Source organism: Nereida sp. NH-UV-3 (genome assembly GCF_042939535.1).
GTDB classification, from domain to species: domain Bacteria; phylum Pseudomonadota; class Alphaproteobacteria; order Rhodobacterales; family Rhodobacteraceae; genus Nereida; species Nereida ignava.
In genome coordinates, this window is the sequence record NZ_CP132157.1 from 1353576 (window position 1) to 1368171 (window position 14596).

The window sequence follows — 14596 nt, forward strand, 5'->3', positions numbered from 1 at the left end:
TTCGTTGCTGGCCGATGTTCAGCACATATGTTTGGTGCGACTTTACTCAACCCACCTGCTAATAACAGACCCCAGTTCGCGTTATGGGATTTGCCTTAATGGACCGTGTTGCTGGCCCCTGCCTCTTTGCCGCCCTTACGCGGCACGTTATCACCGCGCATCCGTGCGATGTGCGCAACGCTGGTGTCAGCCTCAAGTGCGGTGCAAACTGCGTGCATGTGACTGACGTCTCTTAGCTCAACATCAATGATCAAACGGTAAAAATCAGGGGTGCGTTCTTCAAATGTGATGTTTGAAATATTTGCGCCGCGCTCACCGATAAGTGTGCATAGACGGCCCAAAACACCCGCATCATTGGCGATGGTCAGCTCAATCGTTGCACCGTAAATCGCAGCATGCGGCCCCTCGTGCCAATGCAGATCAACCCAGCGATCACTGTCATCATCAGTCAGTTGGATAAGCGTGTTGCAGTCAATCGCGTGGATCGTAACACCCTCACCAAGGGTGGTAATGCCCACGATCCGCTCACCCGGAAGCGGTGCACAGCAACCGGCACGCCGGAACGTTTGATCCGCACGCAAGCCAACAACAGCACGGTTGCCTTCGACAATTTCGCCCGTTTTCGTGGCCAATTCAGGGAACAAGACCTGAATGACATCGCGCGCGGTGATCTGCGCGGCACCAAGCTGCGCAAGCAATGTATCGCGTCCGCCAAGCCCCATGGTTTTCGCGGCTGTGGTCAACGCTTTATCCGTTGCTTGCTTGCCGATGTGTTCAAACCCGACGCGCGCAAGTTCCTGGCCGAGCTTGATGTAGCGCTCTGTGTCTTCTTCGCGCAACGCACGGCGAATGGCAGAGCGCGCCTTGCCGGTTTGCGCAATTTCCATCCATGTGGCTTCAGGTTTTTGGCCCTCGGCCGTGATGATCTCAACCGATTGACCGTTTTTGAGGCGGGTCCACAGCGGCACGCGCAGCCCGTCAATTTTGGCGCCGACACAGGCGCTGCCAATCCTCGTGTGGATTGCATAGGCAAAATCAATCGGGGTCGCACCGCGCGGCAATTTGAACACGTCGCCCTTTGGAGTGAAGCAAAACACCTGATCGGAGTACATTTCCAGCTTAACGGCCTCAAGGAACTCATCGTGATCCTCGGCCTGCTCAAAACGTTCTTTCAGACCCGCAACCCATTTCGCCGGATCAACGGCGAAGGGGTTATTTGAGCGCACACCGTCGCGGTAGGACCAGTGAGCGGCCACGCCATCTTCGGCCACATCGTGCATTTGGTGGGTGCGGATTTGCACCTCAACGCGTTTACCGTCACGCCCAGAAACAGTGGTGTGCAAGCTGCGGTAACCGTTAGATTTGGGCTGGCTGATGTAGTCTTTGAAACGCCCGGGAATAGAGCGCCAGCGACGGTGGATGATGCCCAGAATTTGATAGCACTCAGCCTCAGACGCACAGACAATTCGAAAACCATAGATGTCAGACAGGCGGCTAAACCCTTGGTCTTTTTCCTGCATCTTGCGCCAGATCGAGAACGGCTTTTTCGCGCGTCCAAAGACATCGGCCTCAATGCCCTCTTTCTCCAACTCGATGCGCATATCACCGGTGATCTGATGGATCACATCGCCAGTTTCTTTTTGCAGGCGAATAAAGCGGCGGATAATGCTAGCGCGCCCTTCGGGGTTCAGCACTTTGAAGGCCAGATCTTCAAGCTCTTCGCGCATCCATTGCATACCCATACGGCCCGCAAGAGGCGCATAAATGTCCATGGTTTCGCGGGCTTTTTGGGCCTGCTTTTCGGGGCGCATGGATTTGATCGTGCGCATATTATGGAGACGGTCAGCAAGCTTCACGAGGATCACGCGGAAGTCTTTGGACATCGCCATGAACAATTTGCGGAAATTCTCTGCCTGCTTTGTCTCGGTGCTGGTCAGCTGAATATTGGTCAGCTTGGTGACACCGTCCACCAAATCCGCCACCTCGCCAGAGAACAGCTTGCTGACCTCGGCATAAGAGGCGTCCGTGTCTTCGATTGTGTCATGCAAAAGCGCCGTGACGAGCGTGGCGTCATCAAGACGCTGCTCAGTCAGAATGGCAGCAACAGATACGGGGTGCGAAAAATAGGGTTCACCGGAATGGCGGAACTGACCTTCGTGCATGCGCAGGCCGTAATCGTAAGCCCTGCGCAGCACATCTTCGTTCGTCTGTGGATTATAGCTGCGGACCAGCGCGATCAGGTCATCGACTGGGATCATCTAGCAGCTAAGCCCTTACTTTTGATCTTGAGCTTCCATCAACATGGCGCGCAGAAGGTCTTCTTCCGCCATATCGTTTTCTGCCGGTTTGTCAGTTTCCTGACCCATCAGAAGCGCCATATCATCGTCTTCTGCTTCGTCGACTTCGATCTGGTTCTGGTTGCTCTCGATCAGACGCTCGCGAAGATCATCCGCTTGCTGTGTCTCATCAGCAATCTCACGCAGAGAAACGACAGGGTTTTTGTCGTTGTCACGGTCCACAGTGATGGGCGCCCCGCTCGAGATTTCGCGGGCGCGATGAGCAGCCAGCATAACCAAATCGAAACGGTTCGGAACCTTATCAACGCAATCTTCTACGGTAACGCGCGCCATCAGGCAGCCCTCCAAATTGGGAAAAATCCATGAAGAATAGGCAACTAGGGCAGATTCCCTTTATTTGCAACTGAAAACTAGCTCAAATGCGCCATTCTTCGCCAGAGCAGATCAACGACACCTCTGAGATGTCTTCTGCAGGACTGCGCGCAAGCATCTCTGTCACCGTTTGCCCCACCACAGGGTGGCACCATGTTGGCGCAACGTCCGCAAGCGGCACAAGGACAAACGCCCGCTCGTGCAAACGTGGGTGCGGCAAGATCAATTGGTCTGGCGCGCGTAGTTTCTGGGTTTCAAGCGGCAGGTTTTGCCAGTGATCAAATGTCGCCAGATCAGGGGCGACCTGTGTACCAAGTGCCAATAGATCAAGATCAAGCGTCCGCTGCCCCCACCGCTGCACACGCTGGCGGCCAAAATCGGCTTCTATTTCGTGCAACGCCTTCAGCACAGAGGCTGCTGGCAAATCCGTGAAAAGCGCCAGCGCGGCGTTGACATAATCAGGGCCCGCCCCCGCCGGAAAGCAAGGCGTTGCATAAAGACCGCTTTGTTGCACTGGACCCAAAACGCGCGCGACTTCGACTGCTGCGCGCTCGATAATCATGCGGCTGGTTTCTGCCTCGGTCTGCATGTTGCTGCCCATCGCAATCAAACACACAGTCGGCTCGGTTTTGGTTTGTGTCGCCACAGTGACGGCCCCTTAACAATTCTTGTCTCTTCTAACGCACACCACAGCAGCATTTTCAATCCGCCCCTAGACGCCGCCACCGCAAAACGCATAGTTTCTGGGCAATCGTTGGAGACCCTCATGACCAAAGCGCCGCTTACTTTATATCTTGCAGCCCCACGCGGCTTTTGCGCCGGCGTGGACCGCGCCATTAAGATTGTCGAAATGGCGATCGAGAAATGGGGCGCACCTGTCTATGTTCGCCACGAGATCGTTCACAACAAATTTGTTGTCGACACCCTGCGCGAGCAAGGCGCGGTTTTTGTTGAGGAACTGGATGAATGCCCAGATGACAGGCCAGTTATTTTCTCAGCTCACGGAGTGCCAAAGTCAGTACCTGCCGCCGCCGCCGCCCGTGAAATGGTGTATGTGGATGCAACCTGCCCACTGGTGAGCAAAGTGCACATCGAAGCACAGCGCCATGCAGACAATGGATTGCAAATGGTCATGATCGGTCACGCCGGACACCCCGAAACAGTAGGCACCATGGGACAGCTACCCGACGGTGAGGTCATACTGGTTGAGACTGTCGACGACGTGGCTCGCATCGACGTACGCAACCCCGATCAGCTTGCCTTCGTGACCCAAACGACCCTGTCGGTCGATGATACCAAAGACATCGTTGAGGCGCTGAACACACGTTTTCCCAACATTGTTGGACCACATAAAGAAGACATCTGTTATGCCACGACCAATCGCCAAGAGGCCGTCAAAGCTATGGCGCCGAAATGCGATGCAATGTTGGTGGTGGGTGCGCCCAACTCCTCGAACAGTCAGCGCCTTGTTGAGGTCGGTCGCAAAGCAGGCTGCACCTATTCCCAACTTGTGATGCGCGCTGAAAACATTGATTGGCGCGCGCTTGAGGGGATCAAGAGCATCGGCATCACCGCAGGTGCATCAGCCCCCGAAGTGCTGATCAACGAGGTCATTGATGCGTTCAAATCACGGTTTGATGTGACCGTTGAGCAAGTTGTCACCGCAGAAGAAAACGTTGAATTCAAAGTGCCGCGCGTGTTGCGCGAACCTGCATGATGCAAATACCGCGCTCTGCCCTGTTGCTTGGTCTGGCCGGTGTGATCCCGTTTGCTTGGGGTGCGCTGACAACCGTGAACGCCGATCTGCAAATTTGGGGCAGCACCAACTTGGGCCCACGCTTTGTTGGGCCTTACGTGCAGCTTTTCTATGGCTCAGTCATCTTGTCATTTATGTCCGGCGTGCTTTGGGGATTTTCAGCCAAAACAACAGGACGCATGGCAACGGCGGGATACGCCCTTTCGGTCATTCCAGCGCTTTGGGCATTTTTCATGACCGGTGGCGGGCCTACGTCTGCGGCGACATCCCTAATTTTCGGGTTCCTTGGGTTGCTATTGCTTGACTGGTTCTTTTGGCGGCTTGGGTTAGCACCAAGCTGGTGGATGAACCTGCGCGGATTGCTGACCGCACTGGTTGTGGGCTGCCTTGCAGTCGGAGTTTACGCGTGAGCGACCCTGAGACGATCGCCACCTACGATGCACGTGCGGCGGCCTACGCAGAGCATTTTTCCAACACTTCGCCCGATGCTGATCTTCAGGCGTTTATTGACGCACTGCCTGACGGCGGGGACGTTCTTGATCTAGGATGTGGGCCGGCACATTCCGCCGCAATGATGCAGCGCGCAGGCCTGTGTGTTACCGCATGGGATGCCAGTGCTGAAATGGTGGCATTGGCGCGTCGGTTGCACGGCATTGAAGCCGAGCAGAGAACGTTTGATGCGCTTGAATACCAGCAGACCTTTGATGGTGTCTGGGCGAACTTCAGTCTGTTGCACGCCCCGCGCCAAGATTTCCGGCGCCACCTTAAGGCCATTCACGCGGCGCTGAAGGACGGCGGCTTACTGCATCTTGGCCTTAAAACAGGTACAGGCACCAAGCGCGACACATTGGGGCGGCTTTACACGTTCTTTACCCCTACCGAATTGACTGACCACCTGCACAGCACAGGCTTTACGCCAATCGCGTCTCGACAGGGTCGGGAAGTCGGGCTAGCAGGCACAAAAGATCCCTTCATTATCCTAAGAGCAACGCGCTGATATGGCCCAAATCTATGCATATACGGACGGCGCGTGCAGCGGAAACCCTGGCCCTGGCGGATGGGGGGCGATCCTGATCGCCAAAGACGGTGATACAGTGCTGAAAGAACGCGAATTGAAAGGTGGCGAAGCGCAGACCACCAACAACCGCATGGAGCTTTTAGCAGCCATCCATTCACTTGAAACACTTGAGCGGCCCGCCGTGGTCACGGTGGTCACGGACAGTGCCTATGTGAAGGGTGGCATCACCGAATGGATACACGGTTGGAAACGTCGCGGCTGGAAAACTGCCGCGAAAAAGCCCGTGAAAAATGTCGAACTGTGGCAGCGCCTTGATGAAGCAGCCGCTCGGCATTCAGTGACTTGGGAGTGGGTCAAAGGCCACGCAGGACACCCAGAAAACGAGCGCGCAGATGAGCTTGCCCGCGCAGGCATGGAGCCGTTCAAGCAGCGCAGCTAAGCTTTGGCCAAGCGTTACCTACGCCAATGCCACGGAACGATCGCCAGCGCGCCAATGCTTGAAACAATCGCATTCACGCCCGTGCTGCCGAAGCTGACACCAAACATGACCCGCAGCATGAAAAATGCTACCGTCCCGCCGATACAAATGATGATAGAGGGCACATAGCCGTTGTGCGTAAAGCCTGACTTTTCGGCAATATACCCAACAACACACGCAACAAACAAAGACCCGAAAAAGGCAAAAAACGCCATACTAGCTCCCTAATAACGAGGGAAGCGGCTTCCCTCGTAAGAACTCATCCACATCTTGGGCTGACTTGCCAGCCCTTTGCGCCCGACCGATCTGTACGGCACCCTCACCGCAGGCAACTGTAAAGCCCCCAAGCACCTGACCGGCTTGCGCAGTATCGCGAGCTTCATCAGCAACAAGGCTCTCCAAAAGCTTCACACGCACACCGTCCGCGATGGTCCACGCACCGGGAAACGGCGATAGGCCACGGATTTGGCGATCAATCTCAGTCGCGGTTTTGAACCAATCAATCTCCGCCTCTGCTTTGTCGATTTTATGGGCGTAGGTCACGCCGTCCTCGGGCTGTGGCGTCGGGGTTAAATCATCAAGTTGAGCGAGCGCACTTACGATGGCCTGCGCACCGATACCTGATAAACGATCGTGCAGCACGCCAGTCGTTTCACCCGCAGCAACAGGTGTTTCATGCCGCGACAACACAGGGCCTGTATCAAGCCCCGCTTCCATCTGCATAATGCACACACCGGTCTGCGCATCACCGGCCATAATCGCGCGGTGAATTGGGGCAGCGCCCCGCCAACGGGGCAGCAGACTGGCGTGGATGTTCAAACATCCTCTTTCAGGCGCATCCAGCACGGCCTGCGGCAGGATCAAACCGTAGGCAACCACCACGGCAACCTCAGCCTGATGCGCTGCAAAATCGGCTTGGGCCTCGGGCGTGCGAAGGCTTACGGGATGATAAACAGGCAATCCCAACGCGTCGGCCCGTGCGTGAACCGGTGTGGGGCGGTCTTTTTTACCGCGCCCCGCAGGACGAGGCGGCTGACAATAAACGGCTGCAATCTCGTGTCCTGCATCCACCAACGCATCCAGAATAGGCACCGAAAAATCTGGCGTGCCCATAAATACAATACGCATGGCTTACCCCTTTTGAGCTTTGAGCGACTTCTTGATCAGCATATCGCGCTTGGGCCGTGACAAGCGGTGAATAAAGAGCCTGCCTGCAAGGTGATCAATCTGGTGCTGAACAGATGTGGCCCACACATCGACCAAGTCACGCTCTTGCGCCACGCCGTCGCGGTCAAGATATGCAACCGTCACAGCGCGCGGGCGCTTCACCACGGCACTTACAAACGGCAAATTCGGGCTGGCCTCTTCATGCTCACGCAGCACGCCACTGGCTGCAACAATACGCGGGTTTGCCATACAAATCGCTTGGCCACGTTTGTCACTCGCATCAACAACGGCGAGAGCCTGCATCACACCAATTTGTGGCCCCGCAAGACCAACACCGGGCATTGCATCCATCGTCTCGATCATGTCGTCCCAGATGCGGCGGGTCTCATCGGTTACAGCCTCAACAGCCTCAGCTTTGGTCAGCAAACGGCGGTCAGGCCACATAACAAACGGACGGATCTGCGCCATGTCTGGTCTCTACCCCCGCGCCAATTCGCGCTTAAGCTTTTGCATCTTGCGGGTGATCATTTGCCGTTTGAGGGGGCGCAGGTAATCGATGAACAGCTTGCCGTCCAAGTGATCAATCTCGTGCTGAACACAAGTTGCCCATAGACCGTCAAATTCTTCTTCGTGGGTCTGCCCGTCAAGACCAAGCCAGCGCACAGTCACAACCGCAGGGCGCTCAACTTCGGCGTATTGCTCGGGGATCGACAAGCAGCCTTCGTCGTAGACACCAACATCATCGCTTTCGGCGATCACTTCGGGGTTCATCATCACAAGCGGGCGCGGTTCTTCGCCCTCTTCTTTGACGCAATCCAGAACAATAATCCGCTGCAGCACACCAATTTGGTTGGCAGCAAGGCCAATGCCCGGGGCGTCATACATCGTCTCAAGCATATCATCGGCGAGCTTGCGCAGCTTATCAGTGACGGCCTCAACGGGCTCTGCTACTTTCTTAAGACGGGGATCAGGGTGGATCAGGATGGGTAAAATGCTCATGTGCGGCACATAAGACATCGCCGCTTTGCTTGCAATCACCCCGCAGGCAATAGCCCTGCTTGCAATCACGGTGGGCGCGGCTAACACTGCCAGTGTTACATGTAATCCGGAGAGACCCCCATGAGCTTTGACGAAATCATCGACCGCCGCGGCACCCATTCAGTGAAGTGGGACATGATGGAAAGCATCTATGGCGTTTCTGCCGATGAAGGTCTTTCGATGTGGGTGGCAGATATGGATTTTGCAGCACCCCAGTGCATCCAAGACGCCATCCAAAAGATGCGCGACCACGAGGTATACGGCTATTTCGGGGACGACAGTAAATACACAGCCGCAATTCAATGGTGGATGAAAAATCGCCACGGCTGGGACGTACAGCCCGAGTGGATTTTCACAACCCACGGGTTGGTCAACGGTACCGCCATGTGTGTGGACGCCTTTACAAACGAAGGCGATGCGGTCGTTCTGTTCACCCCCGTCTACCACGCCTTTGCCCGCGTCATCAAAGCCGCAGGGCGGACAGTAACCGAACTTGAATTGACCCAAACGGATGGGAAATACACCCTTGATTTCGACGCATTTGAGGGGGCGATGACGGGGCGCGAAACCATGATGATGCTGTGCTCACCGCATAATCCCAGCGGACGGGTCTGGACACATCAAGAGCTGACAGACATCGCGCATTTCGCCAAACGTCACGACTTGATCGTGGTCAGCGACGAAATTCACCACGATCTTATTTTGTCACCAGGCGCCCAGCACATCCCCTACCAACACATCGCCCATGAAACCGATACGGTCGCGCGCACCGTTATGATGACGGCGACAACAAAAACCTTCAACATCGCAGGATCACACTCGGGCAATGTAATCATTGAAGATGCTTCGTTACGCGCAAAATTTGCCGCGCGCATGGCCGCCCTTGGCATTTCAGCAAACAGCTTTGGCTTGTTTATGGCGACTGCGGCCTACTCACCGGAGGGAGCGAAATGGGTCGATGAAGTTTGTTCCTATATTGCCGAAAACGCCCGTATTTTCGACGAGGGCATCAACGCAATTCCGGGGCTAAAATCCATGCCCCTTGAAAGCACATATCTGGCTTGGGTAGATTTCTCAGGCACGGGCATGACCCGCGAGGAGTTCACCAAACGGGCCCAAGACGTGGCAAAGATTGCTGCCAATCATGGACCTACTTTTGGTAAGGGCGGCGAGAATTTCTTACGCTTCAACATCGCCTGTCCGCGCAGCACGGTGCATGACGCGGTCGCACGGATGCAACGCGCGTTCAGCGACCTTCAGTAGAAAATAACGTGCAGTGCGCCCGATCAGGTTTTGACCTTCGGGCGCAGCACATGCGGTGTGGCTGGATCGTAAAGCGCGCTGTCTTTGAAGTCTTTAACCTCGCCCAACACGGGGCCCACCATGATCAACGCGGTGCGCGTGATTTTTGCAGCACGGACTTTTTCGCGGATGTCTGACAGCGTGCCACGGATAAACAACTGATCCGGCCAACTGGCGCGGTAAGCAACAACCACAGGGCAATCTTCACCGTAGTACGGGATCAACTGGCGCTCAATTTCGCGCAGGTTACGAATTGCCAAATGGATCGCAAGAGTTGTACCCGTTTTGGCAAAATTCTCAAGCGTTTCACCTGCTGGCATTGATGTTGATTTCATCGACATCCGCGTCAGAACGATAGATTGACCAATCTCAGGGATGGTCAGTTCTTGACCAAGAGCCGCCGCCGCCGCCGCGTATGCAGGCACACCGGGGATGATCTCGTAATCAATACCGTCACGACGCAACAACCGGATTTGCTCTGCGATTGCGCCATAAAGCGACGGATCGCCAGAATGAACGCGCGCCACATCTTGACCCGCTTTATGCGCTGTCAGAATTTCAGCGTGCGTGTCCTCAAGGGTCATTGGGGCAGTGTCCATCACGCGCGCATCCGCAGGTGCTTCACCCACAACGGCTTCGGGCACCAAAGAACCGGCATAAAGGCACACAGGGCACCGGCTGATGATACGCTGCGCCTTCAGGGTCAACAGATCGGGATCACCGGGGCCGGCACCAATAAAATAAACGGTCATGACAGATCTCCATCGATTTTGCGTGCGTAACCGCGCGGCGTGTACATGCGCGGACCTTCACCCAATTGGGCAAGCTTTGAATGGCTTGAACCGACCAAGACAACTGTCAGCATGTCCACCTCATCCACCTCCAGATCCGCAAGATTGCGGTAGCGAATATGTTCTTCTGGACGACCCAAAGACGACGCCAGCATTACTGGCGTTGTGGCGGGGCGGTGCTTAAGCAAAATGTCGCGGGCTTCGGCCAACAAAGTGCGGCGGCGCATTGAAACGGGGTTGTAGAATGCAATCACAAAATCGCCCTCAGCCGCCGCATGCAAACGCTTCACGATATCTTCCCGCGGGGTCAGCAAATCTGACAGGCTAATCGCGCAGAAATCATGCCCAAGGGGTGCACCTGCACGCGCTGCCGCACCCTGCAAAGCCGACACACCAGGCGAGCAGACCACATCAACACGTTTGGCCACATCACTCACCCCAAGCGCATCTGCGTCGCGGTCCAGCAATTCAAACACCAGCGCGCCCATGGCGTAAATGCCCGCATCACCCGAACAGACCAGCGCCACATTCAGCCCCTTCGCGGCTTGTTCCAGCGCATAGCGACAGCGATCTTCCTCACCCCCCAACGGGAAGTCAGAGCGCGCTTTACCTGCCGCCAACGGACCCAGCAGATCAATGTAAAGACCATAGCCAACCAGCTCTTCAGCGTCGGCCACAAGGCGGCTGACCTCGGGGGTTCGCCAAGTGGCTTGTCCCGGTCCAATACCCACAATCGACAAACGCCCGCGTGAGCGGCCACGCATCTCAGTCAGCGGTTGCGCCAGTTCTGCCACAGCGCATGTGGCGTTGGCTGTTTTACGCTTTTCTACGCGCAAAGTGGCATCTGGGCCCGCTTGCGCAAGGGCTGCGCCTTCTGACACACCGTGGCATCCGACTTCAGCAAAAACCACATCAGACGGGTTAGCCAACCGAGGTGTCTCAGCTTCAAGGCTTGCCGCATCAAACACGCGGAAGGGCACACCAAGCTGTGCTGCAAGCTGGTTCATCGCCGGCTCATCCCCCTTCAAATCAAGTGAGCTGACAGAGTGGATCGCACCGGCTGCAATGCCCGCATCCGCAAGTGTTTGAGAAACCAGCTCAGCCAATTCCACAGGGTCAGCATTGCGCGCGCAACCCACACCCAATGCAAACAATTGGGGGTGAAACACCAAATGATCTGGCCCACCTTTTACGTCAGCGGTTGTGCAGGAAATACGAAGGCCGTCCCCCTTGGGCAAATCAGCAAGCCACGTCGCATCAGCGGCCGCGTCTCCGGAAATAGTAGCGCCCCCGCCCGCGAGCAGACCTGCCATAGCGGCTTTTGCATCTTCGGGGTTTGCCAAGCGCCAGCCAACTGGCGGTTCATCAAGCGACACACCAAGCGACACATCGCCTGCGGTCGTCACTGCAGCTGTCGCCCCAAGAGCCACTGAAATTTCGCGCGCAATCCGGTTGGCCCCGCGGTGCCCACCAAGCAAAGGCACAACAACCGACCCATCATCGGATACGGACACAACAGGCGGCTCTGATGTTTTGTCGCCCAACAAAGGCGCCACACCGCGGATCAAAATACCGCTGGCGCAAACACCCACAATCGGCATGCCTGCCGCAAATAAATCGCGTGCATGGTCAAGTGCGTTGGCAAAGAATACGTCAGCCTTCGCGACACGACCCTCGCGGCCATGCACCTGTGCGCCAATCGCCTTGGCAACACGGTGCGCTGTGGCCTCACCAGATGCAGACAGCGCCAACACAACAGGCGACTTAGGGGAAGTTAGAGCCATGGATCGGCCCCTTTCGTAATAAGGATCATAGAAAAATAGGGCGCCTTTTCAGGCGCTTTTGCGAGAGGCAGCGTGACCTGCGCAGGTAGCGTTGCGCGCTCAATATAAGTGGCTTGGTCCAACAGGCCGAGACGTTCAATCACCGCGCGAATTTTTGGCAGATGGCGACCAACCTTCATGATGACCAGACTGTCAGATCCGGCAATGCGCGCCTCAAGGGCTGCTTCTTCAAGGGGGCCGGGAATGACCGTGAGGACCTCGTTGCGCGCCGCAAGTGGCATACCTGTCATCGCAGCACTTGCCGTCATGGACGTAACGCCTGGCACGACCTGACAGGTGAACTCGCCCGACAAACGCGCGTAAAGATACATGAAAGAGCCGTAAAAGAACGGGTCACCCTCACACAGACACACAACATCAAGACCGCTGCGAAGGGCGTCTTCAATTTGTGCAGCGCCCGCATCATAGGCGTCTTGTGCAGGTTGGCGCGCAACGGTCATTGGCACGTCCATCACAATTTCTGTTGCGCCCTCAGCGATTGAGCCCGCCGCAATAGAGCGGGCAAAACTGTGCGCGCCAGCCAGTGTTGGATAGGCAATTACTTTGGCAGCACGGATCAAACGATCTGCCTTCAGCGTCATCAACTCCGGATCACCGGGGCCAACGCCTACGCCATAAAGAGTTCCAGTCATCTTTTGATAAGGCTCCATTGGGTCACAGGCATGGACGGTCGCCAGCCGTGATACGCACCAACCGGCTCAGCACGGCTGATCTGCAGCTTCGCCAACTGACCGCCATGTTTTTGATGCAGCGCGATTAACAGCGCCTCTGATTCAAGTGTCACTGCATTTGCCACTAACCGTCCGAGGGGGCGCAGGTTTTCCCAAGCAATGTTGAAAGTCTGTTCGCTTAGGCCACCACCGATAAAAATTGCGTCAGGTGCCTCAAGACCGTCAAGCATGTCTGGGACTTTACCCTCAACCAGCTCAAGTTTCGGCACGCCCAGTGCAAGTGCGTTTTGCGCGGCCATTGCACGCCGATCTGCGCGTGGCTCAATACCAATGGCGCGGGCATAGCGCGCCGCGCGCATCCACTCGATCGCAACAGAGCCGCACCCCGTACCGATATCCCACAGCAGTGCGCCGCGCATCGGCATCAGCTTTGCCACTGTTGCCGCACGCACTTCTTGTTTGGTCATGGTCCCATCTGATTGGAACAGCTCATCTGCCAAGCCAGGAACACGCGGCAACAAAGCCGCATCTGGTGCCGCAATGCATTCGACACAAAGCGTGTTGAACGCTGGCACTTCGTGGTTCCAACCGTCAGCGGTGGCATCAAAACGTTTCTCGTTTTCACCGCCCATGGCCGCAAGCACAGTCATTTTTGACTGGCCAAACCCGCGCGACGACAAAAACTCTGCGATCTGTGCCGGTGTTTCAACGCCCGTTGTCAAAACGATCAACCGCTGGTCCGGCTGAATGAACGCCACCATTTGGCTAACGGGCCGGCCATGAACCGTCAGGGTCTCAACATCCGCAAGCGACCAGCCCATCCGCGCCGAGGCCAGTTGAAACGCACTTAGCTGCGGATGGTAAGTGATTTGCTCAGAAGGGATAGACCGCCCAATTCGCGCACCCACAGAAAACCAAAGTGGATCACCCGTGGCCAACACAACAACACGTTGGCCTTTGTGCGCCTCAAGGGTGTCAATCAGCGCATCAAACGGGCTTGGCCACGCGATGCGTTGCGCTGATACATCTGGGGTTAAGCTGTGATGACGCTCGCCGCCAATGATGACGTCTGCGGCCTCAACCACTGCGCGCGTTGCGGGGGTCAGCCCGTCCATACCATCTTCGCCAATCCCGACGATATGCAACCATGGTGCCGCGTTACTCATGAGCCGAACCGCACCTCAGTTTTGGAAGATCGATCAACACTCACTTTGCAATCTCCGGCAGACCCGCGGACAGCGCATTTACTGCCGCAGACGCAATTGCAGACCCGCCGCGACGGCCGCGCAAAGCCACGAAGTCACATCCGCGCGCATTCACTGCCAACTCGGCTTTGGATTCGGCCGCGCCCACAAAACCCACAGGAAAACCAAAAATGATCGCGGGCTTTGGTGCGCCAGCGTCCAAATGTTCCAAAAGCCGAAAAAGGGCCGTGGGCGCGTTGCCAATCGCCACGACGGCTCCCTCAAGATGGGGCAACCACGCATCAACAGCCGCCGCTGAGCGGGTGTTTTCGATGGTCTTGGCGTGTTCAGGAGTTTCCGCGTTGTTCAAAGTGCAGATCACATCGTTGTTTGCGGGCAGGTAACGGCGAATGATCCCGCTGGCGACCATCTCACAATCACACAGCACGGGCGCACCGGCGCGCAACGCACTAGCGCCAGCCTCATAGGCACCGCCGGAAAAGGCGATACGGTCAGCAATTTCAACCATGCCACACGCGTGGATCAAACGGATAACAAGCGACTGCAACCCGTCATCAAAGCGCGCAAGGTTCGCCTCGGAGCGGACCGTGGCGAAAGACTGGGCATAAATCGCCGAGGGAACTTTTTCATATGGACGCATGGAGAGGCCTATCTGCG

At 56.3% G+C, this 14596-nt stretch carries 17 protein-coding genes; 5 read left to right on the top strand and 12 right to left on the bottom strand.

All coding sequences use genetic code 11. The features are described 5' to 3' along the window. Positions 1-95 precede the first annotated feature (95 nt). The 3 genes from NeNHUV3_RS06725 to folK all read right to left on the bottom strand — a co-directional run bounded on the left by NeNHUV3_RS06725 (position 96) and on the right by folK (position 3315). Positions 96-2258 (bottom strand): RelA/SpoT family protein, encoded by a 2163-nt coding sequence (locus NeNHUV3_RS06725; protein ID WP_391480514.1) that lies wholly within the window; start codon positions 2256-2258, stop codon positions 96-98. Positions 2259-2273: 15 nt separating this feature from the next. Continuing rightward, positions 2274-2630, bottom strand: a complete 357-nt coding sequence (gene rpoZ / locus NeNHUV3_RS06730; protein ID WP_048598370.1) for a DNA-directed RNA polymerase subunit omega — start codon at positions 2628-2630, stop codon at positions 2274-2276. An 82-nt stretch (positions 2631-2712) separates the two neighbouring features. Next, positions 2713-3315 carry a 2-amino-4-hydroxy-6-hydroxymethyldihydropteridine diphosphokinase gene (gene folK, locus NeNHUV3_RS06735; protein ID WP_391480515.1) on the bottom strand — a complete coding sequence of 201 codons (603 nt, stop codon included), beginning with the start codon at positions 3313-3315 and terminating at the stop codon, positions 2713-2715. 120 nt (positions 3316-3435) lie between these two features. Here folK and ispH point away from each other — a divergent pair, with 120 nt between their 5' ends. Genes ispH through rnhA form a run of 4 tightly spaced genes read left to right on the top strand, consistent with a single transcriptional unit; the run spans position 3436 to position 5882 of the window. Further along, positions 3436-4386, top strand: coding sequence for a 4-hydroxy-3-methylbut-2-enyl diphosphate reductase (ispH, locus tag NeNHUV3_RS06740; protein WP_391480517.1), 951 nt, complete (start codon positions 3436-3438; stop codon positions 4384-4386). Continuing rightward, positions 4383-4835: a DUF3429 domain-containing protein gene (locus NeNHUV3_RS06745; RefSeq protein ID WP_391480518.1), complete on the top strand. Its 453-nt coding sequence runs from the start codon at positions 4383-4385 to the stop codon at positions 4833-4835. The genes ispH and NeNHUV3_RS06745 overlap by 4 nt, the downstream gene beginning before the upstream one ends. Further along, on the top strand, positions 4832-5422 hold the full coding sequence (locus NeNHUV3_RS06750) for a class I SAM-dependent methyltransferase (protein ID WP_391480520.1): 591 nt from the start codon (positions 4832-4834) through the stop codon (positions 5420-5422). The genes NeNHUV3_RS06745 and NeNHUV3_RS06750 overlap by 4 nt, the downstream gene beginning before the upstream one ends. Before the next feature lies 1 nt (position 5423). After that, positions 5424-5882, top strand: a complete 459-nt coding sequence (rnhA, locus tag NeNHUV3_RS06755) for a ribonuclease HI (protein WP_391480521.1) — start codon at positions 5424-5426, stop codon at positions 5880-5882. 14 nt (positions 5883-5896) lie between these two features. Here rnhA and NeNHUV3_RS06760 read toward each other — a convergent pair whose 3' ends face one another. Genes NeNHUV3_RS06760 through def (NeNHUV3_RS06775) form a run of 4 tightly spaced genes read right to left on the bottom strand, consistent with a single transcriptional unit; the run spans position 5897 to position 8087 of the window. Continuing rightward, positions 5897-6136, bottom strand: a complete 240-nt coding sequence (locus NeNHUV3_RS06760) for a hypothetical protein (protein ID WP_391480522.1) — start codon at positions 6134-6136, stop codon at positions 5897-5899. A 1-nt stretch (position 6137) separates the two neighbouring features. Further along, a complete protein-coding gene (gene fmt, locus NeNHUV3_RS06765) occupies positions 6138-7049 on the bottom strand; it encodes a methionyl-tRNA formyltransferase (protein WP_391480524.1) in 912 nt (303 codons plus the stop codon). Between the two features lie 3 nt (positions 7050-7052). Then, positions 7053-7556, bottom strand: a complete 504-nt coding sequence (gene def / locus NeNHUV3_RS06770; RefSeq protein ID WP_391480525.1) for a peptide deformylase — start codon at positions 7554-7556, stop codon at positions 7053-7055. Positions 7557-7565: 9 nt separating this feature from the next. After that, positions 7566-8087, bottom strand: a complete 522-nt coding sequence (gene def, locus NeNHUV3_RS06775; RefSeq protein ID WP_391480527.1) for a peptide deformylase — start codon at positions 8085-8087, stop codon at positions 7566-7568. 120 nt (positions 8088-8207) lie between these two features. Between def (NeNHUV3_RS06775) and NeNHUV3_RS06780 the strand changes: the two genes are divergently transcribed. Then, entirely contained in the window at positions 8208-9389 is a 1182-nt protein-coding gene (locus NeNHUV3_RS06780) for a MalY/PatB family protein (protein WP_391480528.1), read from the top strand. A 23-nt stretch (positions 9390-9412) separates the two neighbouring features. Here the strand turns inward: NeNHUV3_RS06780 and cobM are convergent, their stop codons facing one another. The 5 genes from cobM to NeNHUV3_RS06805 are packed head-to-tail and all read right to left on the bottom strand — an operon-like array spanning position 9413 to position 14579. Beyond that, positions 9413-10180, bottom strand: coding sequence for a precorrin-4 C(11)-methyltransferase (gene cobM, locus NeNHUV3_RS06785; RefSeq protein WP_048598379.1), 768 nt, complete (start codon positions 10178-10180; stop codon positions 9413-9415). Then, complete coding sequence (gene cobJ / locus NeNHUV3_RS06790; RefSeq protein WP_391480530.1) at positions 10177-12003, bottom strand: precorrin-3B C(17)-methyltransferase; 1827 nt, start codon at positions 12001-12003, stop codon at positions 10177-10179. Before cobJ ends, cobM begins: the two co-directional genes overlap by 4 nt. Beyond that, positions 11994-12695, bottom strand: a complete 702-nt coding sequence (gene cobI, locus NeNHUV3_RS06795; protein WP_391480532.1) for a precorrin-2 C(20)-methyltransferase — start codon at positions 12693-12695, stop codon at positions 11994-11996. The genes cobJ and cobI overlap by 10 nt, the downstream gene beginning before the upstream one ends. Further along, positions 12692-13900 carry a precorrin-6y C5,15-methyltransferase (decarboxylating) subunit CbiE gene (gene cbiE / locus NeNHUV3_RS06800; RefSeq protein WP_391480533.1) on the bottom strand — a complete coding sequence of 403 codons (1209 nt, stop codon included), beginning with the start codon at positions 13898-13900 and terminating at the stop codon, positions 12692-12694. The genes cobI and cbiE overlap by 4 nt, the downstream gene beginning before the upstream one ends. A gap of 40 nt (positions 13901-13940) precedes the next feature. Next, complete coding sequence (locus tag NeNHUV3_RS06805) at positions 13941-14579, bottom strand: precorrin-8X methylmutase (RefSeq protein WP_391480535.1); 639 nt, start codon at positions 14577-14579, stop codon at positions 13941-13943. Positions 14580-14596 lie beyond the last annotated feature (17 nt).

Coding starts and splice junctions, on each gene's coding strand:
- NeNHUV3_RS06725 (WP_391480514.1), bottom strand. CDS start 2,258: ATGATCCCAGTCGATGACCTGATCGCGCTGGTCCGCAGCTATAATCCA.
- rpoZ (WP_048598370.1), bottom strand. CDS start 2,630: ATGGCGCGCGTTACCGTAGAAGATTGCGTTGATAAGGTTCCGAACCGT.
- ispH (WP_391480517.1), top strand. CDS start 3,436: ATGACCAAAGCGCCGCTTACTTTATATCTTGCAGCCCCACGCGGCTTT.
- NeNHUV3_RS06745 (WP_391480518.1), top strand. CDS start 4,383: ATGATGCAAATACCGCGCTCTGCCCTGTTGCTTGGTCTGGCCGGTGTG.
- rnhA (WP_391480521.1), top strand. CDS start 5,424: ATGGCCCAAATCTATGCATATACGGACGGCGCGTGCAGCGGAAACCCT.
- NeNHUV3_RS06760 (WP_391480522.1), bottom strand. CDS start 6,136: ATGGCGTTTTTTGCCTTTTTCGGGTCTTTGTTTGTTGCGTGTGTTGTT.
- fmt (WP_391480524.1), bottom strand. CDS start 7,049: ATGCGTATTGTATTTATGGGCACGCCAGATTTTTCGGTGCCTATTCTG.
- def (WP_391480525.1), bottom strand. CDS start 7,556: ATGGCGCAGATCCGTCCGTTTGTTATGTGGCCTGACCGCCGTTTGCTG.
- def (WP_391480527.1), bottom strand. CDS start 8,087: ATGAGCATTTTACCCATCCTGATCCACCCTGATCCCCGTCTTAAGAAA.
- NeNHUV3_RS06780 (WP_391480528.1), top strand. CDS start 8,208: ATGAGCTTTGACGAAATCATCGACCGCCGCGGCACCCATTCAGTGAAG.
- cobM (WP_048598379.1), bottom strand. CDS start 10,180: ATGACCGTTTATTTTATTGGTGCCGGCCCCGGTGATCCCGATCTGTTG.
- cobJ (WP_391480530.1), bottom strand. CDS start 12,003: ATGGCTCTAACTTCCCCTAAGTCGCCTGTTGTGTTGGCGCTGTCTGCA.
- cobI (WP_391480532.1), bottom strand. CDS start 12,695: ATGACTGGAACTCTTTATGGCGTAGGCGTTGGCCCCGGTGATCCGGAG.
- cbiE (WP_391480533.1), bottom strand. CDS start 13,900: ATGAGTAACGCGGCACCATGGTTGCATATCGTCGGGATTGGCGAAGAT.
- NeNHUV3_RS06805 (WP_391480535.1), bottom strand. CDS start 14,579: ATGCGTCCATATGAAAAAGTTCCCTCGGCGATTTATGCCCAGTCTTTC.